We start from the raw sequence: 26,022 nt of genomic DNA, 5'->3' as shown, positions 1-26,022 counted from the left end.
CAGACTAGAACGTCCGTCGACGCCAATCAATATTTATTCTAGATATTTTTTCTTTGGAATATTTTTTCCATTAGGCTTGCGCAGGGGCAGCCCAGCGAGACTGCATCGTTTCAGCAGGCCACGGCGGCCGTGATGCGCAGGTATTTTTTTGTGCCTACCCTGTAGACTTGCGCCACTCATCAGCGCATCAGAAGAACCGTCAGAAGGATTGCCCATGTCCCGCACCGATCACGAGCCCGCCCTGGAAGAAACGCCCGCCAGCCCTCCGATCAATGCCGAACGCCTGTTGCAGCTGATCACCGACGAATACGAAAGCCTGCCACGCCAACTCAAACGCATCGCCAGCTACATGAGCCAGCAAAGCGACCGGATCATGGTCGACCGTATCAGCGATATCGCTCGCGAGTGCGAAGTGCACCCGTCGGCCATCGTGCGGTTTTCCCAGCGTTTCGGTTTCAGCGGGTTCAGTGAGATGCAGGCGCTGTTTCGCGAGGCCTACACCCACAAGACCACACCGGTGCAGAACTACCAGCAGCGCATCCGCAGCATGATCGCCAACAAGTCGCAGAAGGCCAGCGGCGGCGACCTGGCGCGTGAGTGCGTCAACGCGACCCTGTCGGGCATCGAGCGCCTGGGGCTGGAACTCGATGACGTGGCGTTCGACAAGGCCGTGGACCTGGTGGTCAACGCCGACAACATCTACGTGGTCGGCGTGCGCCGCTCGTTTGCGGTGGCCGATTACCTGGTCTACAACCTGCAGCACACCAACAAACGCATCCACCTGATCTCGGGCCTGGGCGGCAGCTACCGCGAGCAGATGCGCAGCGTGCGCGCCAATGACCTGGTGATTGCAATCAGCTTTACGCCCTACGGCAAAGAGACCCAGCATTGCCTGCGGATTGCCCAGCTTCATCAGGCCAAAACGTTGATTATCACCGACAGTAACTTGTCGCCCCTGGCCAAACGGGCGAACGCGGTGTTGCTGGTAAATGAGGGCTCGTCGTTTGCGTTTCGTTCGTTAAGCGCCACGTTGTGCCTGTGCCAGGCGTTGTTTATTGCGGTGGCGTATCGTTTGGAGTTGAAGGTGGACGAGATACACGAGCAGGTTGGGTTTGACGACTGACCGCGCTTACGCCACCTGCGCGACGGGATCTGCGCGCGCTCGGCCACGCTGCGCGTGATGGCTGGCATTACAGCAAAAAGCCGCGCCTGTTGGTCAGGCGCGGCTTGGATGAGGCGCGAGCAAAATTACATGAAGATCGCAATCAGGATAATGATCGGGATCGGAATGCCGAGGAACCACAGAAGTAATGAGCGCATGATGTTCTCCTTGAATTAATTAACGGACGAAGTGTTCGGTTTCGACATACACCACGGCATCGCGACGACGACCACCATAAGTTGCAGCGAAACTGGCGAAGAAGGCACCGATCAGCAGGGCAATGAAGGTCCACAGCGACGTATAGGCAGCGACTTTCGCAGCGGTATCGGCGGCTTGCTTGGCTTTGAGCTTGGCGTCTTCAACGGCTTTACGGGCGTCGCCGTAGACCTTGTCGATACGCGCCTCGGCATCAGCCTGGCTGAGGTTGGTGCGCTGGCTGATCAACTGGGCCAGGTAAGCACGGTCTTCAGCGGCCAGTTGGCCGTCGTTGCTCAGGGTGCGGGTGAAGATGCGGGCGACCACGCCATGTGCAGCGTCGTCACCGACGGCCACCGGGCGATCATCGCGAAACAGGCTGTCGACGTAGTAGTCGAAATCACCGCCGCTGACACCCTTGGCTGCACTGCCGGCGGCCTGGGTCATGCCACTGGCCGCGCCGGCTGCAACGCTGGCACCGGCTTTCACGCCACCGCTCACCACACTGCCGACCGAGCCGACCACCAGTACTGCGGTAATCAGCGTGGCGACGGCCCAGGCCAGGAAGCCATGGGCGGTGTCGCGAAAGTACACCTCATCGCCGTGCATATTCGCCCACTTCACGCGCAACCGGCCGGCGATGTAGCCGCCTAGCCCGGACGCGACGATCTGGGTAAAGGCCAGCCAGATAATCGTGGAAACGCCAAGGCCCTTGGCGCTGATGCCGCTGTCAGCCCACGGCGACACCGCCGAAAAGCCCAGGCCGAAGCCCAGCAGTACCAGGATCAGCGACAGTGCAGCCGCCGCCGCCGCCCCAGCAAAAATCGCGCCCCAGGAAACCCCGGAGCGCGTGCTCGACTCTTGTAGCGTGGATGAGGATGTAATCATTACTTTTTGCTCCCGGCAGGAAAAATGGTGTTGCAAGTCTCAAAAGGGGCAGTGCAGGCAGCGTGCCAGTCGACATGGAATTTAATATCTTTGTAAATCAGCAGCTTAAGTAATTTGAACTTACGAAAATCATGCAAGTTGCAAGCATTGATCGTTTGAGGCGGGCGTTATGCATTCCATCGTTCGCGGCCATAAAATCTGTGTCAGTTTTGCCAAGATGACTTTTTATTTAGTAAGCGTTCAGCCATTTCTTGGCAAAATGCCCACACTTCTAGTGTGAATCGCTCACCAGGTAATCCTATGACCCGTATTTTGACCATCGAGGATGATGCCGTAACAGCCCGCGAGATCGTCGCCGAGCTGAGTAGCCATGGACTGGATGTAGATTGGGTGGACAACGGCCGCGAAGGCCTGGTCCGTGCCGTGAGTGGGGATTACGACCTGATCACTCTCGACCGCATGCTGCCGGAACTCGATGGCCTGGCCATCGTCACCACCCTGCGCACTATCGGGGTGTCGACACCGATCCTGATGATCAGCGCCCTCTCCGATGTCGATGAGCGTGTGCGCGGCCTGCGCGCCGGGGGTGACGACTACCTGACCAAGCCGTTCGCGTCCGACGAAATGGCGGCGCGCGTCGAAGTGCTGCTGCGGCGCAAAAGCACGGTCAAGGAATTCGAAACCGCCCTGCGCGTGGCCGACCTGGAACTGAACCTGATCAGCCGCGAAGCCAGCCGCGCCGACCAACCGCTGAGCTTGCTGCCCACTGAATACAAACTGCTCGAATTCCTGATGCGCAACACAGGGCAGATCCTGTCGCGGATGATGATCTTTGAAGAAGTCTGGGGCTATCACTTCGACCCGGGCACCAACCTGATCGACGTGCACATCGGCCGCCTGCGCAAGAAGATCGACCCACCGGGCCTCACGCCGCTGATCCGCACGGTACGAGGTTCCGGTTATGTCATTGCTGAACCCATCTAAGGGCTGGCGCTCTTCCAGCAGCCGCTTGCTGGCGCTGTACAGTTCGTTGTTCGTGGCCTGGAGCTGCATCCTGATGGGGGTGCTGTATTACGAGGTGTCGGGTTACCTGAGCGACCTGTCGCGCCACTCCCTGATGCAGCGCCAACACTTATTCCAGCGCTTCGACGGCGAAGAACTGGTGGAAGCCCTGACCACCAGCATGACCTTCGACATGAAGGGCGTGGACGCCTATGGCCTGTTCGATGAGCAATTCCGCCCGCTCAGTGGACCGATCCGCGCAGTGCCGCCGGACCTGCCCTTGGACGGCAAGATCCACGCCCTGGTCAATTGCGTCGAATCCGACGACCCCAAGCTGCCCAAGGACAGCTGCGACGCGGTGGCCACCCACACCGAAGACGGCCGTTGGCTGGTGCTGGTGCGCGCCAACGGCTCGCTGTTTGGCGTGACCCGGATCATCTGGCATGCCCTGCTCTGGGCCCTGTCGTTGACCATTATCCCAGGCGCGGCTGGCTGGCACTTGCTGCGCCGGCGCCCGTTGCGGCGGATTCGCGGGATCCAGGCCAGTGCCGAAGCCATCGTCGCCGGTGACCTCACTCACCGCCTGCCGCTGTCAAACCGGCGCGATGAGCTGGACATGCTCGCGGCCATCGTCAACGCCATGCTCGACCGCATCGAGAAGCTGATGAACGAGGTCAAGGGCGTGTGCGATAACATCGCCCACGACCTGCGCACGCCGCTGACGCGCCTGCGCGCGCAGCTGTACCGCATCAAGCAGGAGGCCGAGGCGGAGTCGGGCTACGCAGTGAAACTCGACGACGCGATTGCCGAAACCGACACGCTGATGGCGCGCTTTCGCGGGCTGTTGCGCATCTCGGAGCTGGAAGACCACCAGCGCCGCTCCGGCTTTCTGGTGATGGACCCACTGCCACTGCTGCGTGAACTGCACGACTTCTACCTGCCCCTGGCCGAGGAAGGCGAATTGCAGTTGGTGCTCGACACCCCAGAGTCCCTGCCCTGGATCACCGGCGACCGCGCGCTGCTGTTCGAAGCCCTGTCCAACTTGCTGAGCAATTCGATCAAGTTCTCCCCGCCGGGCGGCGCAGTGATCTTGCGCGCGGTAAATGACGCGGGCAGCACACGCATCGAAGTCCACGACTCCGGGCCCGGCATACCACTGGCAGAACGTGCGTCGGTATTCCAACGCTTCTATCGCGTGGATGAAAGTGACCAACAAGGCGGGTTCGGGTTGGGTTTGTCGATTGTGGCGGCGATCATCAACTTGCATGGGTTCAAGTTGGACGTGGGTACAAGCGAACAAGGCGGTGCCAGATTGGTGCTGGAATGCCGCCAGCAGCTCATGCCCAAAGCCTGAGATTCACACCGATCAAAAATGTGGGAGCGGGCTCGCTCGCTCCCACATTAGATGTGCAGTGCTTGGCAGATCAGGCCGGGAAGTTGGCCCGCAATGCCTCAAGCCCGCCGCTGTAAACACCCGCGAACAGTTCTTCCACCGCCGCATCCGTGGTGCCTGCCGCCGGCGTAAACACCCCGGACCAGGTCACTTTCGCCGACGACTCGCTCAACGCCTCAACCTGCAACGTCGCCAGGTACGCACTCACCGGAAACGGCGATTGCTCAATGGTGTAGCTGTACGTACGCCCGACGTTATCAAACGCCTGCAAACGCTCCACGATCTGGCCACCGTCAGCGGTTTGCAGGTGACGCACGCGGCCGCCCTCGCTCGGCTCGCTCTTGACGATAAGCGCCAGCCAGTCCGGCAGGCTGTTGAAGCCGCCAATCAATTGCCAGACCTGATCGGCCGATACCGGGATTTCAATCACAGAAGAGGCTGTTGCCACAATAAATACTCCAGAAAATGAAAAAAATCAGATCGCCATGCTGTCGACCACCCCCCATCGACCCGCAACGCGGCACCCGTGGTGGCAGACGACAGGGGTGAAGCAATGTACGCCACCAGGTTGGCGACTTCATCCACATTCGCCGCACGCTGGATGATCGAGGTCGGCCGCGCGTTACGCACAAATACGTCCGCCTCGTCCCGCGCACTGCGCCCGGACTTTTGCGTCGCGTCCTTGAGCATCTGCTCCAGGCCGTCGGTGAAGGTCGGGCCCGGCAGCACAGCGTTGACCGTCACACCGGTGCCCGCGAGGCGCTTGGCCAAGCCATGGGACACCGCCAGGTTGGCGCTTTTGGTCACGCCGTAATTGATCATATCCGCGGGCGTCGCCACGCCGGTTTTACCCCGCAGATCCCCATGGAAGCCAGCGAGCCGTTTACCGCATTGGGTTTGGTTGCCTCAGGGCTGGGCGTGGCGATGGTGCAAAAAGGCCTGAGCCGCAATGCACCGCCCGGCGTGGTGCTGCGGGAATTGCCATGGTTGACCTACACCACCCCGTTATGGGCGGCGTGGCATCGGATCAACCTGCGGCCATTGGTGGAAACCTTCCGCAAAGTGCTCACCGGACCCAAGGGCTGATGGAGTTCGAAATGTGGGAGCAAGCCCGCTCCCACATTTGGCTCTTTATCCGGCTTGGGATTTTAAGAAGGTTGCCATTAGTTGGTTAACCCGCTCTGCCGCCTCCAACTGCACCATATGCCCCTGCCCCGGCACTATCTCAACCTGGGCTTGCAATCCCTCGGCATGCCTGGCCGGGATGATTGCATCCTCACTGCCCCAGATCACCAAACTCGGCTGGCGGCCCACCACGTTGCGCACATCAATCATCTGCCGCCCGCCCTCAAACAGCTTTTGATTGAGCTGCCGCAATGCCTGGTCCACGCCTTCCAACCGCTTGAACTTGAGCATGTCCTCCAGCATCTGCCGCGTCACCAACGCCGGGTCGCTGAACAGTTGAGTCAACTGTGGCTTGAGCGCATTTCGATTATTGGCCTCGGCAAACCCTTGTAGGTAATCGCCGTTGATATCCGGACCCAGGCCGGCGCTGGCGATCAGGGTCAGCGAAGCGACACGCTCGGGTGCCTGGCTGGCAAGCGTCAGTGAAACCAGCCCACCCATGGAATGCCCGGCCAGGTGCACGCGGTCGAGATCGAGGTGGTCAAGCAGGTCCAACACCGCCTGGCTCAACTCCTGCGCATCGCCGCTTTGCAGGTGTTTGCCCGACTCGCCGTGCCCCGGCAGGTCCAGGGCGATCACGCGGCGCTCGGCGGCCAATGCCGGTTGGTTGAACAGCCAGTTGTTCAAGTCACCGCCAAACCCATGCACCAGTACCAAGGGTGTGCCGCCTTCGCCCAGGTCGAGATAGCGCAGCAAGCGCCCGCCAATTTCGACCTTTTGCGCACTCGGCCCGGCTGCTTCGGCCTCGGCGCTGCTTGAGACAAACCCGGCGTTGAAGCTTTCGATCACCGCATCGATCTGGGCCTCGGTGGCCTCGCCTTCCACCACAATCCCCAGCAATGCGCCTACCGGCAAGGTCTCATCGCTCAGCGCCAGCACCCTGCGCAACACACCACTGAAGGGTGCTTCGACACTGCTGGAGATCTTGTCGGTCTCCACGTCCAGCACTTCCTCGCCCTTCTCCACTCGGTCACCGGGCTGCTTGAGCCAGACGTCGATGCGGCCCTCGGTCATCGACAGCCCCCACTTGGGCATGGTCAGGGTATGGATCATGCGGCATTCCTCTTGTCAGCGATCTTCAGCACAGCGGCCTCGATCTTCGCGGCGTTGGGGATGTACAAGTCTTCCAGCGCGTCGGAAAACGGCACCGGCGTGTGCGGCGCGGTGACCATCTCAATCGGCGCGCGCAGGGAGGCAAACGCCCGCTGGGCGACCAAGGCACTGATATCGGTAGCAATGGAACAGCGTGGGTTGGACTCGTCGATCACCACCAGCCGCCCGGTTTTTTCCACGCTTTCGAGAATGCTGTCTTCATCGAGCGGGCTGGTAGTGCGCAGGTCCAGCACTTCGCAGTCGATGCCCTGGCGGGCCAGGTTGGCGGCGGCTTCCAGGGCGATATGCACCATGCGCCCGTAGGTCACCAGCGTCACGTCTTTGCCTTCGCGCACGAAGTTGGCTTCGCCGAAGGGCACCGTATACAGCTCCTCCGGCACCTCACCTTGCAGGCTGTAAAGCATCTTGTGCTCGAGGAAGATCACCGGGTCATTGTCGCGGATCGCCTGGATCAACATGCCCTTGGCGTCATAGGGCGTGGCCGGGCACACCACCTTGAGGCCGGGGATGTGGGTCCACATCGAAGTGAGCATCTGTGAATGCTGGGCCGCCGCACGCAGGCCCGCACCGTACATCGCGCGGACCACCAGCGGCGTAGTGGTCTTGCCGCCGAACATGTAGCGGAACTTGGCGGCCTGGTTGAGCAATTGGTCAAGGCAGCAGCCGATAAAGTCGACGAACATCAATTCGCACACCGGGCGCATACCTCGAGTGGCGGCGCCGACCGCCATGCCGACGTAACCGACTTCGGACAGTGGCGCGTCGAGTACACGGTCAGGAAACTCCGGGTACAGGCCTTTGGTCACGCCGAGCACACCGCCCCAGGCATCCTGTTCGCCAGGGGAACCGGTGCCGCCGGACACGTCCTGGCCGATGATGAACACGCTCTGGTCACGGCGCATTTCCTGGGCCAGGGCTTCGTTGATCGCCTGCTGATAGCTGATTTTGCGAGCCATAAAGTTCTCTCCATGTAGTTGTTGTTATTAGCGGTAGGCGACGTAGACATCGCTGAGCAGGTCGACGGCCTGCGGCTTGGGATCGGATTTGGCCAGGCGGACGGCGTCTTCGATCAACTGTGCAACCTCACCGTCAATGCGTTCGAATTGCGCGGCATCCAGCCAGCCTTCGGCGCTGCAGCGTTGGCGGAACAGCGCCAGGCAATCCGCACTTTCCCGCAGTTTTTTCACTTCATCCGGGCCGCGATAGGTTTGCGCATCACCTTCGAAGTGGCCGTAGAAGCGGCTTAATTTCACTTCAACCAGCGTCGGCCCGTCGCCTTTGCGCGCTCGCTCCACCGCGACGCCCAGCGCCTCATGCACGGCGAAGAAATCATTGCCATCGACGATCACGCCCGGCATGCCAAACCCCACAGCGCGTTCGGCAATGTCCTTGCACGCCACCGACCAGCCGGAACCGGTGGCCTCGGCATAGCCATTGTTTTCGGCGACGAACAGGCACGGCAGTTTCATGATCGAGGCCAGGTTCATCGCTTCGAACACCGCGCCCTCGTTGGAACCACCGTCGCCAAAAAACGCCACGGCCACGCCCTGGCTGCCCTTGAGTTTGGAGGCCAGCGCCGCACCTGCGGCCAACGGCGCACCGGCACCGACAATGCCATTGGCGCCGAGCATGCCCTTCTCCTGGTCGGCGATGTGCATGGAGCCGCCTTTGCCGCCGCACACGCCGGTTTTCTTGCCATAGATCTCGGCCATCATGCCGAACACATCCACGCCCTTAGCGATGCAATGGCCGTGGCCACGGTGGTTGGAGGCGATGCAGTCTTCATCGTTGAGGTGGGCCATGACCCCGGCCGCGCTGGCTTCCTGGCCGGCGTAGAGGTGCACGAACCCGGGGATCTCGCCGGTGGCGAATTCCACGTGCAGGCGTTCTTCAAAATCACGGATGGTGCGCATCACGGTGTAGGCATGCAGCAGTTGATCGGTGGACAGGTGAGTGGACATCTTGTTGTTCTCCAGGTTGTCTCGACACACAAAAGGCTGGCTGCGGCCAGCTACAAGGGCATTCAGCACAGGCTGTGCCAAGCCCCCGTAAAATCTCGCAAAGCATTGATCCAGAGCAGTGCGTTGGCGTTGTGCGGGTGCGACTTGCCAGCGCAGAATGAGACGGCGCATTGCACAGTGAACGGCGTGTCTCAGGCCGTTTGAGACGCTGCGTCTCATCCCTGGCAGTTGGTCAGTCCCTGCTTGTCCCACCCGACGCATGCGCGCTTAATGGCGGGCATAACAACAAAGACCGAGAACCGGAGGCCTTATGCTCGCCGCGAACTCCAGGGAGCACGTCGACTGCGTCAGTCGCGTGGTCCGCAATGCCGATCGCCTGCCCCAGGTGCCGGTGCCGTCGCTGATTTTCGATTCGTGGCGGCGGTCCATGGAGCAACACCACCTGGACCCCGGTTCCCTGCAGGGCCCGCGCATCCTCAGCGAACCCTTGCTCAAGGAATGCCGCGAGCGCGCCGAACTGTTCATGCGCATCGCCAGCGAAGAAGTCGGGCAACTGCACCACCGCGTGCGCCAGGCCGACTACTGCGTGATGCTCACCGACGCCCAGGGCCAGACCATCGACCACCGCGTGGACACCTCGATACGCACCGACTGCCGTAAGGCCGGCCTGTACCTGGGCACGTGCTGGTCGGAAGCTGAAGAAGGCACGTGCGGCGTGGCCACGGTGCTCACCAGCAAGTCCGCGGTGACGGTGCACAAGCGCGACCACTTCCGTGCGGCATTTATCGGCCTCACCTGCTCCGCCGCACCGATCTTCGACCCTCAGGGCAACCTGCTCGGGGTGATGGACGCCTCCGCGCTCAAATCCCCGGATGACCGCCGCAGCCAGCACCTGGTGCGGCAGATGGTGGCGCAGAGTGCCGAGGCCATCGAAAACGCGTTTTTCATGCACAGCGCCCGCGAGCATTGGGTGCTGCAAGCCCACAGCACGCCCGGCTATGTGGACAGCCAACCCGACCTGCTGCTGGCCTGGGACCGAGACGGTCGCTTGCATGCCCTCAACAGCAAAGCGCGCCAGGCCCTGCGCCTGCGCTTTGGCCAGGTGCCGGAGCACATCGGTGAAGTGTTCGACCTGGATGCACTGCGCGCAGTGACCGACCAATCGGCCCAGCAACTGCACTGGATTGGCGAGCCTGGCGCCCTGCATGTACGCGTCAATGCACCGCGACGCAAACCGGCGCGTGCGGCGCTGATCCCGCTGGTCGACGCGCGCGTGGAAGAGCACTTGCGCCTGGCCGTGCGGGTCAAAGACCGCAACCTGCCCGTGCTGGTGCAGGGTGAAACCGGTGCCGGCAAGGAAGTCTTCGCCCGCCAACTGCATGCGCGCAGTGCCCGTTGCGATGGGCCGTTTGTGGCGGTGAACTGTGCGGCGATTCCAGAGAACCTGATTGAAAGCGAGTTGTTCGGCTACGTCGCCGGCGCGTTCACCGGCGCCTCCAGCAAAGGCATGCCGGGTCTGTTGGTACAGGCCGATGGCGGCACGCTGTTCCTGGATGAAATCGGCGACATGCCCCTGGCCTTGCAGACGCGCCTGCTGCGCGTGATGGCTGAGGGGGAAGTGGCCCCGCTGGGCGCGGCGAAAACCCGCGCGGTAGATATCCAAGTGATCTGCGCCAGCCACCGCGATCTATCGGTGTTGGTCACTGAGGGCAGTTTTCGTGAAGACCTGTACTTTCGCCTCGGCTGCGCGCGTTTCTGCCTGCCGCCCCTGCGCGAACGTACCGACAAACTGGCCTTGATCAATCGTTTGCTGGAGCAGGAAGCGCGCAACAGTGGCGTCGCGGTGGGCATCGGTCAGGCAGCGCTGGAATTGCTGCTGGGTTACGCCTGGCCGGGCAACGTGCGGCAATTGCGGCATGTGCTGGCGTATGCCTGTGCGGTGTGTGAAGGCGGGACGTTGCAGGTGGCGGATCTGCCGGTGGAGGTTCGAGGGGATCAGGTTGAGGCGCGGGTGGAAGATAACGTGAGCCCGGAGCGGCAGGTGGTGCTAGATGCGTTGATTCGGCATCGTTGGAAGCCGTTGCCCGCGGCGCAGGCGCTGGGCATTTCAAGGGCAACGCTGTATCGCCGAGTTAACCAGCTAGGTATCGACATGCCCGGAAAAGCACTGACGTAACGCGAACAAAATGTGGGAGCGGGCTTGCTCGCGAAAGCGGTACATCAGTCACAGAAGAGTCGACTGAACCACCGCTTTCGCGAGCAAGCCCGCTCCCACATTGGATCTCAGCGGTAGACCAGGCCGCCGTCAATCAGCGGAGCTTGCCCGGTCATATAGTCCGAGTCCGGCCCTGCCAGATAAGACACCAACCCCGCCACATCCTCCGGCGTTTCTGCGCGGCCCAGAGCAATCCCATCCACATACTTTTTGTACGTCGCCCCCACTTCAGCCCCGGTAATCTCGGCCATGCGCTTGTCGATCTCGACCCACATATCGGTACCCACCACACCCGGGCAGTAGGCATTCACCGTGATCCCGGCGCTGGCCAGTTCCTTGGCCGCCGCCTGGGTCAAGGCGCGCACGGCAAATTTGGTCGCCGAGTACACGCCGAGCAGCGCAAAGCCTTCATGGCCCGCGATGGAGCAGGCATTAATGATCTTGCCCTTCTGCCCCAGCGCCTTGAATTTCTTGCCGGCAGCCTGGATACCCCAGAGCACACCCTGCACGTTGATGCCCAGGGTGCGTTCGACCTGTTCCTGGCTGACATCCAACAGTGAGTCGATCTGCGCGACCCCGGCGTTGTTGACGATGATGTCGAAGCCGCCCAGGGTCTGGTGCGCGTGTTCCACCGCCGCCGCGACTTGCTCACGCTTGGACACGTCGGCGACAAACACCGAGGCCTTGCGTCCCAACGCCACGATGTCGGCAGCCAGCGCTTCGAGCTTGGCGCCATTGATGTCCACCAGGGCGATGTCGGCACCGTCCTGTGCCAGGCGCAGGGCGATGGCCCGGCCAATGCCCTGCCCGGCGCCGGTTACCAACGCAACTTTTCCAGCGATACTCATGGCTATCTCCTGCAAATGATGAGGGAAGCCTTGTCTATCGCAGGTGCACCTTGGCCTGTCGAGGCGCAGACGGTTCGGCGGGGAGGTTGAGACGGGTTGTCTCAAGCCGCGAACCATTCTCGAAAACTTGTAAAAGTGCGCGGTTATGCCTAGTTTATGCGCCCCCCCCGCCCCGCGCTTTAAGGCCTTGCCCCCATGGTTTTGCGTTTTCGTCCCGTCGTCACCTCACGTTTCGCCCTCGGTTTGCTACTCAGCGGCGGCATCGGTAACAACCTGGCGGCTGAAATTGAACTGCCGGCGGTGAAGGTTCAGGGCCAGGATGAATCCGGCTACCGCAGTGAAACCGCCTCGGTGAGTGGCGTCGATAACGCGCCGCTGCTGGACACCCCGGCGTCGATCAGCGTGATCAACGCCGCCCTGATCAAGGACCAGCAAGCGCGCCTGCTCAGTGAAGTGCTGCGCAACGACGCCTCGGTGGGCGACAGCTATGCGCCCATTGGTTATTACGAAAACTTCGTGGTGCGCGGCTTCTCGCTGAACGCAGCCAGCAGCTACAAGATCAACGGTCGTACCATCACCGGCGAGCAGAACGTCGCCCTGGAAAACAAGCAGCAGGTGGAAGTGCTCAAAGGCCTGGCGGGTCTGCAAAGCGGGATATCCGAGCCGAGCGGCGTGATCAACTACGTGACCAAGCGCCCGGAAGATGTGCGCTCGGTGACCGTCTCCACCGACGATCGCGGCAGCGGCTACATCGCCACCGACGTCGGCGGTTGGTTTGGCAGCGAGCAGCAGTTCGGCCTGCGCGCCAACGTGGCCCATGAAGACCTCAATGCCTATGTCGAACACGCCAATGGCCAGCGCGATTTCGTTTCCTTGGCCTTCGACTGGAACATCAGTCCCGATGCGGTGCTGCAACTGGATGCCGAATACCAGGACAAGCAACAGCGCTCGGTGCCGGGTTACCAGTTGTTGGGCGGCACTGAGGTTCCACACGACGCCTCGCCGAAAAAACTGCTGGGGCACCAAAGCGGGTCCAGGCAGGTGGGCATTGAATCACTGAACCTCAACGGCAAGTTTGAATACCGTTTCAGCGACCAGTGGAAAGGCAGTGTCAGTGCCGCCCGCAGCAAAGTGGTGATCGATGACTACAGTTCGTTTGCCTGGGGTGGCGCCACCCGCGGCGTGGGCAACACCTTTACGCCCGAAGGCAACTACGACATCTACGACTACCGCAGCCCGGACGACACCCGTCGCGACGATGAAGTACAGGCGGCAATGACCGGGCTGTTCGACACCGCCGGCCTGGGCCATGAACTGACCGTTGGCACCAGCGCGTTTCGCCGCGTGATCGACAAGCGCACGCCAGTCAACGCGTGGATCGGCAGCAGCAATATTAACGCCGACGCGCCGACCTTTACACCGACTGACGTCCCATTGAACGACAGCCATCGCAACCTCGACAGCCGCCAATACGGCCTGTTTGTCAGCGACCGCATTCGCTTCAACGAGCACTGGCAAACCCTTCTCGGCGGCCGTGAAGTGCGCCTGGATGAGCGCGCCTTTGACGATAACGGCAATGAAGCCCGCCACACTCAACGGTATGTGTTCCTGCCACAGGCATCGGTGATCTTCAAGCCGGTGGACAACCTCTCGCTTTATACCCGCTACAGCAAGGGCCTGTCCCTGGGCGGCACCGCCCCCTGGTACGCCAGCAACGCCAATGAAACCCTGGCCCCGACCACCTCACGGCAAATCGAAGCCGGGGTGAAGTACGACTGGCGCCGCATCAGCTTCGCCGCCGCCGTGTTCCAGACCCGCCAGGCCTACCAGTACGCCCAGCCGGACGGGGCAGGCAACTTCACCTATGTGCAGCAAGGCGAGCAGAAGAACACCGGGCTGGAGTTGTCGGCCAAAGGCTGGGCCACCGACCGCCTACAGATTGCAACCAGCGTGGCGGCGATTCGTGCGCGGGTCACCGGCAGTGGCACGCCGGAGTACGAAGGTCACCAGGCGATCAACGTGCCCAAGCTGCGTGCCAGCGTGTATGCCGACTATGCCCTGCCGTGGGTGAACGGCCTCGCGGTGCTGGGTGGCGTGCAATACAGCGCCAAGAAGTCCGCCAACCGCACCGGCAAGGTGGAAGTGGGCGATTACGCGGTGGTGAATGTGGGTAGCCGCTACACCACCAAGGTGGACGGCTATGAGACGGTGTTCCGCCTGAGCGTCGACAACCTGTTCGACAAGCGCTACTGGCGAGACGCGGGCGAGTACATGGGCGATGACTACCTGTTCCAAGGCGCGCCATTGACGGCGCGCCTGAGTGCCTCTGTCAATTTCTGACGGGTTACTTCGGCATCTTGCGCAAACCTACTGCCAGGCGGCTCCAGCTGTTGATGGTGGCGATGGCCACGCTCAGGTCGACTTGCTCCTGGGCGCTGAATTGGGCGGCCAACGCGTTGAAGTCTTCATCCGGGGCGTGGGTCTGGCTCAGCAGGGTCAAGCTCTCGGTCCAGGCCAGCGCGGCGCGCTCACGCGGGGTGAAGAACGGTGTTTCACGCCAGGCCGACACGGTGTACAGGAGGCGCTCGGTCTCGCCCCCTTTGCGCGCATCAGCGGTGTGCATGTCGAGGCAGAAGGCACAGCCGTTGATCTGCGAAACACGCAGGCGGATCAGCTCCAGCAATGGCAGCTCGATGGACCGAGTGCCGACGGCGCCTTCCAGGGCGAGCATGGCTTTCATCGCGTCTGGCGAGGCGGTGTAGAAATCGGTACGGGTTTGCATGGTATTGCTCCGCAACGGTGGGGTTGGTGGCTAGGTTAGTCACCGGGGGGTTGGGGAGGAATATCCAATTTTGGGGAAGAATGGGTGACCAATTTTCTTTGGGTGGGGGGTGAGTACATATCCGTTATTTGGGTGATGGCTGATATGGGTTCCGCTCTTACAGCGGCTCACTCTTGAAAAGCGCAAAAGTAAGCAAAACGCTCTTGCCCCACCACTCGGTGTCTCGCCTAGGATCGACATGCCCTCACTCCGGCCCACGCTCCAAAGCCGGAGTGAGGGCACACCGAGCCTAAGCGAGGTGCCGAGTGTTGGGGCGAGGACCTTTTGGTTACTTTTGGGTCCTTCCAAAAGTGACCCGCCGTAAGGGCGGAACCATAGGAGGCCGTTACGCAAATAACGGATATGTACCCAGAAGGTCAAACCACCCGAGCCATATGCTCCCCAATCCTCCCCCTCAACCACCGCTCCGCCGGGTCATTGTCATGCACCCCGCTCCACACCATCGACAACTCCGCCGCCTCGATCGCAAACGGCGGATCCTCCGCCCGTAACGCCGTGCCCTCGGTCAACGCACACGCCGCATAATCCGGCACCGTCGCGATAATCTGCGTGCCCGCCAGCAACGCGCGCAACCCGCTGAACTGTGGAACCGCCAGCACCACCCGCCGCGCCCTGCCAATGCGCGCCAGGTCCAGGTCGATATTGCCGCTCAAGTCCCCGGAAAAAGACACCATCGCATGGGGCCGGTCACAGTAGTCATCCAGGGTCAGCGGCTCGGCGCCGTCGTCCCCACGCAGGACCTTGCACGGGATGTCTCGCAGTTTCTTGCGCTTGGCATTCGCCGGCAGTTCGGTGGTGTAGCTCACGCCAACGGATATCTCACCACTGGCCAGCAACGATGACATCAGCAAGTAATTAGCCCGGCGCACCACCACGATGATGCCTGGGGCCTCTTCGCGCAGTTGGCTGAGCAGTGGCGGGAACAGGCCGAACTCGGCGTCGTCGGAAAGGCCGATGCGGAACACCGCACAGCTGGTGGAAGGATCAAAATCCTTGGCACGGCTGACCGCGCCGGAAATGGTGTCCATGGCCGGTTGCAACTCCTTGAGTATCGCCAGCGCACGTGGCGTGGGCTCCATGCCCCGTCCGTTGCGCAGCAGCAACGGGTCGTCGAACAAATCGCGCAGGCGCCCCAGCGCCGCGCTGACCGCGGGTTGGCCCATGAAGAGTTTTTCGGCGACCCGGGTCAGGTTCTTCTCGAACATCAGCGCTTCGAAAATCACCAGCAGGTTCATGTCGACGCGGCGCAGGTCGTTGCGGTTCATGGTGGTATCCAAACGATTGGAAAGCCTACAGATAAACACACAAAGCGCTATTGGGATTGCATGGCTGTGCTGTCTTTTCCAGGCCGATACCTGACGAAATTAACAACGATTAACTCGTCAGCCGGGCGGCCCGGCAACAAGATTAACGGCGTCTACACTGCATCCATTCAACGGGAACGCTCGCATCTACTGCGGATATTTGTCATGGCCCGACTCGAGCAATATGCCCCTCGTTTATCCGCCACCGGTGGCTTATGCCCCCGGCGCGAGCGTATCGCCAAGCAGTTGATCCTGGCCAATCTCGGCGAAAGCCTGGCCATTGCCGACCTGGCCCAGGCCTGTGCGTTGTCGCGCAGCCATTTCTCCCGCGCCTTCAAGTGCACCACCGGGCTGTCGCCGCAGGAGTGGATCCGCCAACAGCGCATCCAGAGAGCCAAGGAATTGATCACCAGTTCCTCCTTGAGCCTCACGCAAATCAGCCTGGAGTGCGGGTTTTGCGACCAGGCGCACTTCTGCCATATGTTCACCCGCAGCGAGGGCGTCAACCCGATGACCTGGCGAAATCACCACTCGCGCCCCAAGCCTCAAGTGATCGCGGCCTAGTGGTCTGTACGGACCTGGAATATGCTGGCCGCTCCCCCCTCCCGAGCATGGCCACCGATGAGTGACCTCAGCGATCAAGCCGTGCATTTCGGCCCCTACCGCATCCACCCGCGCCAACGCCTGGTGCTGGAGGCGGGTCGCCCGTTGCGCCTGGGACGGCGGGCAGTGGATATCCTGCTGATCCTGCTGGAGCAGGCCGGCAATGTGGTGAGCAAGCAGGAACTGATCGCCCGGGTCTGGCCGAAAAGCGTGGTGGAGGACGGCAACCTGCGCGTGCACATGGCGGCGTTGCGCAAGGCCTTGGGCGACGGCCAGGCCGGGCAGCGCTATATCGTCACTGTGGCCCAGCGCGGCTACAGTTTTGTTGCGCCACTGAGCATCGAACCGATGACGATACCCACCGACGGCGCTCCCCAAAGCCCGTGCCACAACCTGCCCTTGCGCCGCACCCGGATGATCGGCCGCCATGCCCTGATCGACAGCCTGGTGCAACAACTGCCCGAACAACGCTTCATCACCCTGACCGGCACCGGCGGTATCGGCAAGACCACTGTCGCCTTGCGCGTGGCGGAATTGCTGATCGGACATTACCGCGATGGTATTCGCTTGCTCGACCTGGCGCCGCTGAGCGCGCCGTCGATGATCCTGCCCAATCTCGCCGTCCTGCTCGACCTGACCCACGTCGAGCACGAACCATTGGCCACGTTCGCCCGCAGTTTGCAGGAGCGCCAGTTGCTGCTGGTGATCGACAACTGCGAACACCTGCTCGATGACATCGCCCTGATCAGCGAAACCTTGCTGCGCCACGCGCCCAGGCTGAACATCCTGGCCACCAGCCGCGAGGCATTGCGCGCCGAGGGCGAGTACGTGCAGCGTCTGGAACCCCTGGCCTGCCCGCCTGCCACCGGTAACCGCGCCCAGGCGCTGGGCTACCCGGCCCTGCAATTGTTGATCGAGCGGGCCATGTCCCATCAGGACAGTTTTGAACTGAGTGAAACCGAACTGCCGCTGGCGATTGATATCTGTCAGCGTCTGGACGGCATCCCCCTGGCGATCGAACTGGTGGCGGCGCAAATCGAACGCTTCGGCCTGCCCGGGCTACTGGTGCAGATGGAAGACAACTTCCGCCTGCTCACCCGTGGCCGACGCAGTGCGCTGCCGCGGCATCAGACCCTGCGCGCCACGCTGGACTGGAGCTTTGACCTGCTGACCGCCTGCGAGCAAGTCTGCCTGCGGCGCCTGGCGGTGTTCCGGGGTGGGTTCAGCCTGGCGAGCGCCGCGGCGGTGATTGCCGGGGAACAGGTGGCGCCGGCTGAGGTGCTGGGCTCGATCACGCAATTGGTGGCCAAATCCTTGCTCAATGTGGAGGCCGGTGATGACGAGATGGGCTATCGCCTGCTGGACATCACGCGCACCTACGCCCTGGAAAAACTCAGCGTTGCCCATGAGCTCGACGCCACGCGCGAGCGCCATGCAGCGCGCTGCCTGGCACTGATGGAACAGGCGCGCGGCGATTGGGAGCTGATCGCGACCCAGCCCTGGATCGACCGCTATGCGCCGCTGCGCGAAGACGTCCGCGCCGCGCTCGACTGGGGGCTCGCACCGGGCGGTGAAAACCTGCTGGCTATCCGCTTGACGGTCAGCGCAATGCCGCTCTGGCAAGAGTTATCGTTGCTCCGGGAACACGGTTTGTATGTGGGCAAGGCGCTGGCATTGATTGAGCAGGTCCGTACACCCTGCACTCAGTTGAAGATGCAACTGCAATTGGCGCTGGGCAGCCTGTCTTACCACGCCATGGGGGCTGCTCCCCAGACTATCGCGGCCTTTGTCGGGGCTCAACGCCTGGCTGAGGAGCGCCAGGATGTCGCTGGCCAAATGCGCGCCATCTCCGGGCAAATGGCGGTGAACTTGTGCGCAGGCCGCTATCGCCAGGCGCTGGCGCAGAGCATGCAATTTGATCGCCTCGACCCACGCACCGACCCGCTGCTGGGCTTGAGCGCCCAACGCCTGCGGGTATTGGCGCAGCACTACAACGGCAATCAGGCACTCGCCCGGCATAACGTCGAACAATTGATCCAGCGCATGGCGCACAGCGGCCACCTCAACCGGTTCGCCCACGGGATTGGCGTGCAATACGACCAAAACGTTGCCTCCCTGACTGTATTAGCGCGAATCCTCTGGCTGCAAGGTTTCCCCGAGCAAGCCTGGCGTACCGCCAGCCAAGCGTTGGAACTGGCGCTGCAAATCAATCATGGCACCTCCATCTGCTACACCCTGGCCCTGGCAGGCGTGATGATCGCCCGCTACAACGGTGAAGAGGACAACGCCCAGACGCTGCAGGCACTGTTGCAGGAACACGCGCACAAGCATTCGGTGCTACTGTTCCAGACTTGGGCGGGGCACTACGCCGGCATCCTCGGGCATAAAGACTGGCAAGGCTTGGGGCTGATCGAGGACATCCTGATCACGCTGGGTGCACACTCGGTCGATGAGCCTGCCTTCGAACGTGCACGCACAGGCAGCGCGGGCTGGTGCGCGCCGGAAATTCTGCGAGTACGCGCCGACAGCATGGCGGATACCCACGCGGCCGAAACACTGCTGCACGATGCTCTGGCGATGGCGCACCAGCAAGGCGCGCTCGCCTGGGAGCTGCGTTGCGCGACATCATTGGCGCAGCTGTGGCTGCCCCAAGGTCGCGAGCAAGCTGCGCGCGACCTGTTGAGTTCAACCTACGCGCGATTCACCGAAGGCTTCGCCACCCAGGACCTAGTTCGCGTACGCAGCCTGCTCGACGAGCTTGAGGACAAACGGCCGGCCTGAAAACGGTCCCAGGTAATGTCCATAACCCTGCTGCAAACGCGTCACCTGCTCCGGATCGCGCAGTTGTGCCAAGGCATAGCTGCGCACGCAATTGAGCAGACGGTAACGCGGGTTGCCGGGGCCGGGTTCGAGGGTCAGCAACGACATGCCGACAAGACGCCCCAGCAGGTAGGACAGATCGGCGTGTTCCAGCTCGGTGCCGGCGACCAGTTCACTCAAGGTGGGCAAGGTCACCGCCATCTTGAACAACCCCAATTGCAGGAACAGCCAGCGCTCCGGCAGGCTCAGGCGCTCGCAGGTCCAGTCGAGGGCGGCGGTCAGGGATTGGTGACGTTCCACTGCCGTACGGCGGCCGCGGATCAGCACTTGCAAGCCCCTGCACAGTTGCTGCTGCAGACCGCGCACACCCAGGGCGTCCACTTGAGCGGCAGCCAGTTCCAGGGCCAGGGGAATGCCATCCAGGCGTCGGCAGATATCCCGCAGCGGCACCAGGTCCTGGGGCCGCAACACAAAGCCCTGTTGACTGGCACGCCCGCGGGCGACGAACAACTGCACGGCCGGGTAGGCCATCGCCTGTTCAACACTGCTCAGTGCCGACGGTGCAGGCACCGCCAACCGGGGCACGCGTTGCACCCATTCGCCGTGAACTTGCAGGGCCTCACGACTACTCACCAGCACACTGACTTGAGGCGCTGTTTCGCGTAGTACCCGCACCAGCTGACGGCACGCGCCGAGCAAAAGGTCGGCGCCGTCGAGCACCAGCAACAACTGGCGGGAGGTCAATTGACGGCTCAACTCGGTAGCGCTGGCGCCCGTTTCAAGGTTCAGCGCGGTGGCCAGGTGGCGCAGCATACTCATCGGCGCTTCCACAGTGGCCAGATCGACCCACCACACACCGTCCCGATAGCGCGGCAATACACGTTCGGCCAGCGCCAGGGCCACGGTGCTCTTGCCTACGCCGGCGCACCCGGTGAGGGTCATCAGGCGCTGCCCCGACAGGCGCCGCACCAGCACACCCAACAGTTCATCGCAGCCAATCACAGGGCTGAGCCGTGCCGCCAGATTGTGCCGGGGCAGCACGGCGTGTACCGCGCCCTGTACAGGTGCTGCGAAACAGTAGCCGCGCTGCGGGTCGTTGAGAATGAAGCGTTGCCCATCGAGGGCGCGACGCAGTGCGGCGATGTGCACGCGCAAGTTGTTTTCTTCCACCACGCTGTTCGGCCAGACCCGCTCGATCAGGGTGGCCTTGCTGATGTACTGCCCAGGCGCCTCGAGCAGCGCCGTGAGGATATCCAGCGCGCGTCCGCCCAGAGGCACCGGCCAGCCAGCCTTGCTGACCAACCGCTGTTGCCGGTGAAAGACATAGGCGCCGAAGCGGACCGTGCCATCAGCGTCAATCGCCAGAGGATTATTCATGTGGGTAATCGCGCTGAAACACCCGGCCTTGGGCGTTTGCGCATCCTTTTCCATGGGCTTGACGCTATCTTGCCAGTTGGCGATGACAGGACAATGCTGGAACGGGGAGCGACACGGACAATCGAGTGCGCGAGACGGACATTCTGCCGTTAACTGAACTGCTGTCGGTATTGGGTCGGGTTGAGGCCCAGTTTCTCACTGAACAAAAAGCGCATATGCCGCACGCTGCCAAAGCCTGCGTGGAAAGCCACGGTCTTGAGCGGCAGATCGGTGGATTCCAGCAACTGCCGGGCGCGGTCGATGCGTGCACCTTGCAGGAACGCCATGGGCGTCATCTGCACATCCTTGGCAAACACCCGCGCAAAATGGCGTGCGCTCATGCCGGCCAGCTCGGCCATGGACTCGATGGTGAAGGGTTGCTCCAAATGCTCCAGGACATGGTTCTGCACGCGGGTAATCGCAGTTTCCTGGGGCGCAACCGCTGCTGTCATCGGGCTGAACTGTGCTTGGCCGCCCTGGCGCTTCATCACCACCAGCAGCACCTTGGCCACGTCCACCGCGACTTGCTTGCCATGGTCCTGGGCGACCACCGACAGCGCCAAGTCGATACCGGCCGTGACGCCACCCGAGGTCATCAAGCGCCCGTCCTGCAAGTAGATTCGATCCGTCTCGACAATCGCCTTGGGGAACGCCCTGATCAGCCGTTCGGTGTAGTGCCAATGGGTCGTCACACGGTGCTCGTCAAGCAGGCCTGCATGCCCCAGCACGAACGCCCCGGTGCATATCGAGCCGAAGCGCCGCGCCCTCGGGGCAGCTGCCTTGAGCCACCGCAACAGCACGGGGTGGCATTCGTTATAGGCACCGGGCCCGCCGGGCACCAGCAGCAGATCGTAGGCATCCTGGGCCTGATCCAGCAGCAGATCGGTCTGCACCATCACGCCGTTGGAAGCACGCAGCGGGCCGGGCTCGGTGCCGATGGTGAGGATCTGGTAGTGCGCCGCTACCGGCAGGTAGCGGTTGGCAATGGAGAACACTTCGAGCGGTCCGGCCATGTCGAGCAGGAGAAAGTCCGGAAACAGCGCCATGGCCACGGTTTTCATTTGGGAAAAGATCCATCAAAAAGGAAACGGCGGACATTATGCCATGCCTGCAACTGTCAACTGATAAGAGACAGTTATTCAGAATTCACCTTCTTAATCAATCAGATAGTAACCATTAACCTCTTTCTCAACGACGGAGCCCTGCATGTCGCAGCCCGCTCCCACTTGAGGACAAGACCATGCTGACCCTTCGCAAAGCTTCCGAACGCGGCGCCGCCAATCACGGTTGGTTGAAGTCGTTCCACACCTTCTCGTTCGCCAGCTACTGGAACCCGAATGAACAAGGGTTTTCCGACCTGCTGGTGATCAACGATGACCGCGTCGCCGCTGGCAAAGGCTTCGGCCAGCACCCACACCGCGACATGGAGATTTTCTCCTACGTGCTCGAGGGCGCCCTGGAACACAAGGACACTCTGGGCACCGGCTCGGTGATCCGCCCTGGCGATGTGCAACTGATGAGCGCCGGCAGCGGCGTGGCCCACAGCGAGTTCAACCACAGCCAAAGCCGTGGCGTGCACTTCCTGCAAATCTGGATCGTGCCCGCCGTGGCCGGTGCCGAGCCGCGCTACCAGCAGGAGCACTTTAGCGAGGCGCAGAAACGTGGGCGTCTGCAACTGATCATCTCGCCAGAGGGCAACGACGGCTCCCTCAGCGTGCGCCAGGACGCACGGGTGTATGCCGGGCTGTTCAACGGTGACGAAGCCGCAACTCTGGACCTGCCGCCGGATCGCCACGTGTACATCCATGTGGCCCGGGGCAGCGTTGAAGTGAACGGCCAGCGCTTGCAGGAAGGCGATGGCGCTCGGGTACGGGATGAGCGGCAGCTGCGCCTGAGCCAGGGTGAAGACGCCGAGGTGCTGGTGTTCGACCTGCGCCCCCAGGAATTGCCGCAGATGCCATGACCGGCCCCGCGATGGCCCGGCAACACGAGCCATCGCTGGCGTCGATAGTCACCATCAGCCCAATGAAGTTCTCTTAAAAAATGCAACGCGTACCATCAAACCCATACCAGGCAACACCCAAACTAAAACACTCGGAGCACACCATCATGAAACGCCAAATCTTGCTTAGCCTCGCTTTCTCGGTACTTGCTGCAAACGCATTTGCTCACCCCGTGGTGGCTGAAGGCGGTTCGGATCGCCTGATCGAAAGTCGTGTTGCAGAGGGTGGTTCGGACCGCCTGCTGGAACGCCGTGTCGCCGAAGGCGGTGCTGATCGCTTGCAAGAACGCGGTCTGGCTGAAGGCGGTGCTGATCGTCTGCAAGAGCGCGGTCTGGCTGAAGGCGGTGCTGATCGTCTGCAAGAACGCGGTCTGGCCGAAGGCGGTGCTGATCGTCTGCAAGAGCGCGGTCTGGCTGAAGGCGGTGCTGATCGTCTGCAAGAACGCGGTCTGGCTGAAGGCGGTGCTGATCGTCTACAAGGCAACAACGCTTAACCTCCCGCTGCTTGCGGGAACCCCAAACCGGCCTGATCAGCCGGTTTTTTTTCGCCCGCTATTAATGCAACTCACGGTCCACCCACAACACCGACTTGCCGACCTGAATTGGCGAAAGCCTGGCGCATAAGGCCCTGGCGTTGGGGGTCAACGTTGTGGCGCTGCGCCAAAGCCAGGCGCCATTCAGCGCGGGAGTGGAAGCCGCCAAGGATATACACGACCTGTTCGCCCGCGCCGATCACTTGATGGTGGCTGCGCCGCTGACCGAGGCCAAGCGCCATATCATCAACCGTGATGTGCTGGGCAGTGCTCAACATTGCACGGGGTGGGCTGCTGGATCAGGAAGCGCTGTTGGAGGCACTGGATAACCGGCAGGTCGGGCTCGCGTCAATGGGTGTGACCGAGCCGGAGCCGTTACCGGGTAAGCATTCGTTGTATACGCATCCGAGGGTGAGGTTATCGCCGCAGACTTCGGTGATTTCGACAAACAGCAAGCAGGAGATTGCCGGTACATTCCTGGCAGATCTGGACCGGCTTATTTCCGGTAGCGAACTGGCGAACCCAGCTAACGCCTGACACGGTAAACATGTGGGCGCTGGCTTGCCTGCTCCCACATTGATTGAGGTGTCTCTGAGCAATCATTTGATGCGGTAGTGGAAGGTGTTGCGCACTGCCGGCACGGGCACGGGTTTTCCATCGACAATCCTTGGCTGGTAGCGGAAGGTATTTGCCGCCGCCAATGACGGTCGCATGAACAGAGGGTGGCAGCCCTCCAACACCTTGGGGTTTTCCACACGGCCCTGAATGTTGACGGTGTATTCCACCGAGCAGTCGCCTTCGACGTTCTTGTCCAGGGCACGCTCGGGGTAGTCCGGCGCTTCCTTGCTCAAGGGCTGGTATTGGCGGCTGTCAAACGCAGGCGCGGGCGCCGGGGGTGCGGGGCGTGCACGTTCAGCGGCGAGGCGCTCCTGGGTCAGGCGTTGTTGTTCCAGCTCGCGGTTGCGCTGCTCGGTGGCTAAACGTTCCTGTTGCTGCGCGACCTTCTTTTCCTCGACCCGTTTGCGCGCCAAGGCGGCTTTCTCAAGTTTCTGCGCCTGGATCTGAGGGTCAACCGTAGGCTTCACCGGCACAGGCACGACAACGGGCTCCGGCGTTGGTGGAGCTGCAACGACCACTGGTTCAGGCAAGGGAGCCGGTGCCGGCGGCGGCATCACCAATTGCGTATGCATCACCCTCGGCGCCTCCACCACCGGCTTCTCGGCCGACCAACCCAGCATCAGCGCCGCCACCACGCCAACATGCAGGGCCACCGCCAGGCCTGCCGCGAAGCTGTTTCTCCAGAACCCGGAAGCCTCCCGGGGTGCCACCGTCAATGTTGGACTGTGCATGATCATCGCCGTCATTGCGGGGCCTCGGTCACCAGCCCCAGGTTGCTGACACCACCCTTCTGCAACACCGCCATGGCCGATACCACACGTCCGTAGCCGGCGTTATCGTCAGCGCGGATGTACACCTGAGTGTCGCTGCGCGCCGCCACCACCTGCGAGATCTTGGCGCCCATTTCATCCAGGCTCACGGCACTGTCGGTCTGGTGTTGGGTGTCGAGTTCGCCCCCGAGGTTCCAGTAGTAGCTGCCATCGGCCTTGACGGACAGCGTGAGGATTTGCTGGCGCGTGTCGGTGGCCAGTGCCTCGGCGGCGACCTTGGGCAGTTCAATCTTTACGCCCTGGGTGAGCATCGGCGCGGTGACCATGAAGATGACTAGCAGCACCAGCATCACGTCGATATAGGGCACCACGTTCATCTCGGCCTTGGGCCCGTGCTTGCGTTGCGGCCTGGTTAACATCGGCTTGCTCCTTGTTCAGGCGGCCACGGCCAGGTTGATCGGCGTACCGCGCAAGGTGCGGTGCAGGTGCACTTGCAGTTCATTGCCGAAGGCGTAGTAGCGGGTGAGCAAGGTCTGGCCACGCGCCGCGAAGCGGTTGTAGGCGATCACCGCCGGGATGGCCGCAAACAGACCAATGGCCGTGGCAATCAGCGCCTCGGCGATACCCGGCGCCACCGTCGACAATGTGGCCTGCTGCACCTGGGACAAGCCGATAAAGGAGTTCATGATGCCCCATACGGTGCCGAACAAGCCGATGTAGGGGCTCACCGAGCCCACGGTCGCCAGGAATTGCAGGCCTTTTTCAAGCTCGATTTCCTGCTCGGTGATCGCCACCTGCAAGGCGCGTTCGACACCTTCCAGCACGGCCGGATCATGACCGTGCAGATGCTGGTATTCCTGTACCCCAGCGATGAAAATCGGCGCAATACCACCCTCGCCGGCCTGCACAGTTTCGCGGTACAGCGGTTGCAGGTCAGGCGCAGCACGAAAGCGCGGCACAAAGCCTTTCAACTGGCGCTCCAGGCGCCGCAGCACACTGGCGCGCTGAATAATCAAGTACCAACTGAGTAAGGACGCCAGCAGCAAAGTGACCATCACCGCCTTGACCAGCAGGCTGGCGTCGCTGATCAAACCCCAGATCGTCATATGTTCCATCGTCGCGTGCATTGGTGAGCTCCTATTCGATTAAAAA

The 26,022-nt window shown here is 62.0% G+C and carries 23 protein-coding genes and 3 pseudogenes; 11 read left to right on the top strand and 15 right to left on the bottom strand.

Annotated features, from left to right (window positions below; translation table 11 throughout):
- Positions 1–33: 33 nt before the first annotated feature.
- Positions 34–216: a hypothetical protein gene (locus tag AACY44_RS15075; protein WP_339420433.1), complete on the bottom strand. Its 183-nt coding sequence runs from the start codon at positions 214–216 to the stop codon at positions 34–36.
- On the opposite strand from AACY44_RS15075, the gene AACY44_RS15070 reads away from it, so the two are divergent.
- Complete coding sequence (locus tag AACY44_RS15070) at positions 215–1,123, top strand: MurR/RpiR family transcriptional regulator (RefSeq protein ID WP_339420432.1); 909 nt, start codon at positions 215–217, stop codon at positions 1,121–1,123. The genes AACY44_RS15075 and AACY44_RS15070 overlap by 2 nt on opposite strands.
- A gap of 216 nt (positions 1,124–1,339) precedes the next feature.
- Here the strand turns inward: AACY44_RS15070 and AACY44_RS15065 are convergent, their stop codons facing one another.
- On the bottom strand, positions 1,340–2,245 hold the full coding sequence (locus AACY44_RS15065) for a hypothetical protein (protein ID WP_339420431.1): 906 nt from the start codon (positions 2,243–2,245) through the stop codon (positions 1,340–1,342).
- 300 nt (positions 2,246–2,545) lie between these two features.
- Between AACY44_RS15065 and AACY44_RS15060 the strand changes: the two genes are divergently transcribed.
- Both AACY44_RS15060 and AACY44_RS15055 read left to right on the top strand, forming a co-directional pair.
- Positions 2,546–3,229 (top strand): response regulator transcription factor, encoded by a 684-nt coding sequence (locus AACY44_RS15060; protein ID WP_065876088.1) that lies wholly within the window; start codon positions 2,546–2,548, stop codon positions 3,227–3,229.
- Positions 3,207–4,601: a sensor histidine kinase gene (locus AACY44_RS15055; RefSeq protein WP_339420430.1), complete on the top strand. Its 1,395-nt coding sequence runs from the start codon at positions 3,207–3,209 to the stop codon at positions 4,599–4,601. The genes AACY44_RS15060 and AACY44_RS15055 overlap by 23 nt, the downstream gene beginning before the upstream one ends.
- A 70-nt stretch (positions 4,602–4,671) precedes the next feature.
- On the opposite strand, the gene AACY44_RS15050 is transcribed toward AACY44_RS15055, so the two are convergent.
- Together AACY44_RS15050 and AACY44_RS15045 are read right to left on the bottom strand one after the other, a co-directional pair.
- Positions 4,672–5,088 (bottom strand): SRPBCC family protein, encoded by a 417-nt coding sequence (locus AACY44_RS15050; protein ID WP_339420429.1) that lies wholly within the window; start codon positions 5,086–5,088, stop codon positions 4,672–4,674.
- A gap of 27 nt (positions 5,089–5,115) precedes the next feature.
- Positions 5,116–5,489: pseudogene (locus AACY44_RS15045) on the bottom strand (SDR family oxidoreductase); the annotation flags it as partial.
- On the opposite strand from AACY44_RS15045, the pseudogene AACY44_RS15040 reads away from it, so the two are divergent.
- Positions 5,478–5,726 (top strand): annotated as a pseudogene (locus AACY44_RS15040) (LysR substrate-binding domain-containing protein); the annotation flags it as partial. The pseudogenes AACY44_RS15045 and AACY44_RS15040 sit on opposite strands and share 12 nt — an antisense overlap.
- Before the next feature lie 45 nt (positions 5,727–5,771).
- On the opposite strand, the gene AACY44_RS15035 reads toward AACY44_RS15040, so the two are convergent.
- The 3 genes from AACY44_RS15035 to AACY44_RS15025 are packed head-to-tail and all read right to left on the bottom strand — an operon-like array spanning position 5,772 to position 8,899.
- Complete coding sequence (locus AACY44_RS15035) at positions 5,772–6,878, bottom strand: acetoin dehydrogenase dihydrolipoyllysine-residue acetyltransferase subunit (RefSeq protein WP_339420428.1); 1,107 nt, start codon at positions 6,876–6,878, stop codon at positions 5,772–5,774.
- Positions 6,875–7,894 (bottom strand): alpha-ketoacid dehydrogenase subunit beta, encoded by a 1,020-nt coding sequence (locus AACY44_RS15030; protein WP_049708736.1) that lies wholly within the window; start codon positions 7,892–7,894, stop codon positions 6,875–6,877. The genes AACY44_RS15035 and AACY44_RS15030 overlap by 4 nt, the downstream gene beginning before the upstream one ends.
- Before the next feature lie 27 nt (positions 7,895–7,921).
- A complete protein-coding gene (locus AACY44_RS15025) occupies positions 7,922–8,899 on the bottom strand; it encodes a thiamine pyrophosphate-dependent dehydrogenase E1 component subunit alpha (RefSeq protein WP_339420427.1) in 978 nt (325 codons plus the stop codon).
- Positions 8,900–9,209: 310 nt separating this feature from the next.
- Between AACY44_RS15025 and AACY44_RS15020 the strand changes: the two genes are divergently transcribed.
- Positions 9,210–11,075, top strand: a complete 1,866-nt coding sequence (locus AACY44_RS15020; protein ID WP_339530539.1) for a sigma-54-dependent Fis family transcriptional regulator — start codon at positions 9,210–9,212, stop codon at positions 11,073–11,075.
- A gap of 107 nt (positions 11,076–11,182) precedes the next feature.
- Here AACY44_RS15020 and AACY44_RS15015 read toward each other — a convergent pair whose 3' ends face one another.
- Positions 11,183–11,962 (bottom strand): acetoin reductase, encoded by a 780-nt coding sequence (locus AACY44_RS15015; RefSeq protein ID WP_339530537.1) that lies wholly within the window; start codon positions 11,960–11,962, stop codon positions 11,183–11,185.
- A gap of 195 nt (positions 11,963–12,157) precedes the next feature.
- Here AACY44_RS15015 and AACY44_RS15010 point away from each other — a divergent pair, with 195 nt between their 5' ends.
- Entirely contained in the window at positions 12,158–14,302 is a 2,145-nt protein-coding gene (locus tag AACY44_RS15010) for a TonB-dependent siderophore receptor (RefSeq protein WP_339420424.1), read from the top strand.
- 4 nt (positions 14,303–14,306) lie between these two features.
- On the opposite strand, the gene AACY44_RS15005 is transcribed toward AACY44_RS15010, so the two are convergent.
- Both AACY44_RS15005 and AACY44_RS15000 read right to left on the bottom strand, forming a co-directional pair.
- The gene (locus AACY44_RS15005; RefSeq protein ID WP_339420423.1) at positions 14,307–14,744 is read right to left on the bottom strand and encodes a carboxymuconolactone decarboxylase family protein; all 438 of its coding nucleotides are present in this window, start codon (positions 14,742–14,744) and stop codon (positions 14,307–14,309) included.
- 416 nt (positions 14,745–15,160) lie between these two features.
- Positions 15,161–16,069 (bottom strand): LysR family transcriptional regulator, encoded by a 909-nt coding sequence (locus AACY44_RS15000; protein WP_339420422.1) that lies wholly within the window; start codon positions 16,067–16,069, stop codon positions 15,161–15,163.
- A gap of 204 nt (positions 16,070–16,273) precedes the next feature.
- On the opposite strand from AACY44_RS15000, the gene AACY44_RS14995 reads away from it, so the two are divergent.
- The gene (locus AACY44_RS14995) at positions 16,274–16,672 is read left to right on the top strand and encodes an AraC family transcriptional regulator (protein ID WP_339420421.1); all 399 of its coding nucleotides are present in this window, start codon (positions 16,274–16,276) and stop codon (positions 16,670–16,672) included.
- A 57-nt stretch (positions 16,673–16,729) separates the two neighbouring features.
- On the top strand, positions 16,730–19,492 hold the full coding sequence (locus tag AACY44_RS14990) for an ATP-binding protein (RefSeq protein ID WP_339436547.1): 2,763 nt from the start codon (positions 16,730–16,732) through the stop codon (positions 19,490–19,492).
- Here the strand turns inward: AACY44_RS14990 and AACY44_RS14985 are convergent.
- Positions 19,439–20,962: a winged helix-turn-helix domain-containing protein gene (locus tag AACY44_RS14985; RefSeq protein WP_339530535.1), complete on the bottom strand. Its 1,524-nt coding sequence runs from the start codon at positions 20,960–20,962 to the stop codon at positions 19,439–19,441. The two genes, AACY44_RS14990 and AACY44_RS14985, sit on opposite strands and share 54 nt — an antisense overlap.
- 95 nt (positions 20,963–21,057) lie before the next feature.
- Positions 21,058–22,008 (bottom strand): GlxA family transcriptional regulator, encoded by a 951-nt coding sequence (locus tag AACY44_RS14980; RefSeq protein ID WP_339457393.1) that lies wholly within the window; start codon positions 22,006–22,008, stop codon positions 21,058–21,060.
- A gap of 179 nt (positions 22,009–22,187) precedes the next feature.
- Between AACY44_RS14980 and AACY44_RS14975 the strand changes: the two genes are divergently transcribed.
- From AACY44_RS14975 to AACY44_RS14965, 3 genes and pseudogenes are all read left to right on the top strand, one after another.
- Positions 22,188–22,910, top strand: coding sequence for a pirin family protein (locus tag AACY44_RS14975; RefSeq protein WP_339457391.1), 723 nt, complete (start codon positions 22,188–22,190; stop codon positions 22,908–22,910).
- Between the two features lie 146 nt (positions 22,911–23,056).
- Positions 23,057–23,443, top strand: a complete 387-nt coding sequence (locus AACY44_RS14970) for a hypothetical protein (RefSeq protein ID WP_339436545.1) — start codon at positions 23,057–23,059, stop codon at positions 23,441–23,443.
- A gap of 107 nt (positions 23,444–23,550) precedes the next feature.
- A pseudogene (locus AACY44_RS14965) lies at positions 23,551–24,019 on the top strand (NAD(P)-dependent oxidoreductase); the annotation flags it as partial.
- 62 nt (positions 24,020–24,081) lie between these two features.
- Here the strand turns inward: AACY44_RS14965 and AACY44_RS14960 are convergent.
- Genes AACY44_RS14960 through tolQ form a run of 3 tightly spaced genes read right to left on the bottom strand, consistent with a single transcriptional unit; the run spans position 24,082 to position 25,997 of the window.
- On the bottom strand, positions 24,082–24,846 hold the full coding sequence (locus AACY44_RS14960) for an energy transducer TonB (protein WP_339530532.1): 765 nt from the start codon (positions 24,844–24,846) through the stop codon (positions 24,082–24,084).
- Positions 24,843–25,289: a protein TolR gene (gene tolR / locus AACY44_RS14955; protein ID WP_339420414.1), complete on the bottom strand. Its 447-nt coding sequence runs from the start codon at positions 25,287–25,289 to the stop codon at positions 24,843–24,845. Before tolR ends, AACY44_RS14960 begins: the two co-directional genes overlap by 4 nt.
- A 15-nt stretch (positions 25,290–25,304) precedes the next feature.
- The gene (tolQ, locus tag AACY44_RS14950) at positions 25,305–25,997 is read right to left on the bottom strand and encodes a protein TolQ (RefSeq protein ID WP_339530529.1); all 693 of its coding nucleotides are present in this window, start codon (positions 25,995–25,997) and stop codon (positions 25,305–25,307) included.
- Between the last annotated feature and the right edge of the window lie 25 nt (positions 25,998–26,022).

Source organism: Pseudomonas sp. RA_15y_Pfl1_P11, assembly GCF_963970975.1.
GTDB classification, from domain to species: Bacteria; Pseudomonadota; Gammaproteobacteria; order Pseudomonadales; family Pseudomonadaceae; genus Aquipseudomonas; species Aquipseudomonas tritici.
Note: the sequence above shows the minus strand (reverse complement) of the source record. Positions and strands in the feature narration are given on the sequence as shown.